We start from the raw sequence: 1,992 nt of genomic DNA on the forward strand, positions 1-1,992 counted from the left end.
CTGTGCAACTGATGCAGATTCGGTCGCATTGGTTGATACTTGATCAATCGATATTGCCATCTCATTAATCGCAGCAGAGACACTAGCAATCTCTTGCGCCTGATGCTCAGAAGCTTCGGCAAGTTCAACGGCATTCATCTGGGTCTGTTCAGAAGATTGAGAGACTTTTTCAGCGGTGCTGTTAATAACCAATACCAGCTGACGCAATTGGTCAATGGCGAAGTTTACTGAGTCAGCAATCGCACCAGTAAAATCTTCAGACACCGTTGCATCAACAGTCAAATCACCTTCCGCTAAGTCACCTAGCTCATCAAGCAAACGTAAAATAGCCATCTGGTTACGTTCGTTTTCTTCTTGAATTTGGCGTGCACGCTCAGATTCAGTTTCTGCTTCTTGCCGACGACGTAGGGTTTCTTTTTCAATCAATACTCGCTCAGTACCACCTTGTTGTTTTAATAGTTGGGAGAGCGCGTATATAACACCAAGCAAACCTAGTAAGAATATAAGCGCAGGCCACATCACACCAGTACGTGTCAAGATATCACGATCTATACTAGCCAACTGTGCTTGAGTATTAGTAGCAAGCTCGCCTAGAGCACGCGCGTTCTCGCGAGACTCGATAGCAGGACTATTTAATGAAGCAAGCTCTTGTACCACAGGGGCAACAGCAGTATTAAAGGTTTCAGATATACTTTGTAAGGCGGGTAACGACTCACCATAGTTTTGCTGTTGTACGTCTAACGTTTGAGCAAATAGTTCTGCTTGCTCTGCAAATTCTGCTGGCGTACCATCAATACTACGAGTCAGCTTATCCATCTCAGTATGCAAACGCTCAGCGCGTAAGCTCTGAGTCTGCATATCACTGATGGCTGCAACAGGTATGTTGGCTGCGACCGCCTGTTCTATAACTTGACTATAGTCGCTTTGCATCTGTTTAGTAGCCGTAGCGACGTTATCTTTTATGTCTTGTAGTGCATTGACATCGTTGCGATGATTGAGGACGTAATCAATCTTCTCTTTATTGGCTTGCCATTCGGTCTTAAGCTCACCAAAGACCGCTCTATGATCAGTGGCGTTTTGTTGAGCTGAGATTAATGCTACTTGATAACGTTGCACATTATTTTGTAAGGCGTCATAAGCATTAGCGCTTACATCAGCGTCACGCGAAAAAGTGGCATCATTAACGTTTTTTACAATGTTAGCTGCACTGACTTCTAACTGATTGACGTTACTTAAGTAGTTACTTACTGTCGATAGCGTATTAATAAGCAGAATCAAACAAGCCACACTTGCTAAGGTGAAAATCCCTAATAGAATCTTCCATATATTATTGTTAGGGCCTGATGTTTGTTGATTGCTACCAGTCGTAAGGTTTTCTATAACATCACTCATTGCGCTCGTTCCTTTCAAACAGTCGTTTAAGTCATATCGTGACTGACGTTGTTAATGATCATCGTCCAATGATAGTTTCTAGCGATCATTGGCAAAATTTCTATTAATAAAATCTTTTGTAATGCTGACATATCATCTTTAATGTCAGTCTTTATAACTTTTATGCTCTTGCCTAAGTTCTACAAACTTAGTGGCAGATATTGAGTGGTTACGATTACCTACAAATACTGATTTATATCGCAGCATCAATATAGTCTAAATCTCGTGCTAGCATACTCGGCATAAAAATATACCAGTCTTGACTATCTTTGGAGAACTTGCCATGGTTATAAGCTGCAAATGGCGAGTCACTATCAATGGCTTCAGCGCGATATTGATCACGAGTAAACTGTTCGATACCAATGACTCTATCAACCAATAAACCTGAAAACACTGAGCTATGATCGATAACTATTACCTTACGATGGCTTCTCTGCTGCTGACTAGGAATTTGCAAGAATTGCGCCAAGTCAGTGATTGGTAGCAGGCGTCCTCGGACGTTGGCAATGCCAAGCATCCAAGGCTTTACTAATGGCATACTGGTATATTCAGGCATAGCTA

Annotated in this window: 2 protein-coding genes; both read right to left on the bottom strand. The window is 42.0% G+C overall.

All coding sequences use genetic code 11. The features are described 5' to 3' along the window. Positions 1–1,392 (bottom strand): methyl-accepting chemotaxis protein (locus ACS8FD_RS13345; protein ID WP_459252121.1); only part of this gene is annotated, 1,392 nt, incomplete at its 3' end. A gap of 232 nt (positions 1,393–1,624) precedes the next feature. Further along, positions 1,625–1,992 (bottom strand): chemotaxis protein CheW (locus ACS8FD_RS13350; protein ID WP_439276242.1); only part of this gene is annotated, 368 nt, incomplete at its 5' end.

The sequence above is a fragment of the Psychrobacter sp. 1U2 genome, from assembly GCF_051847575.1.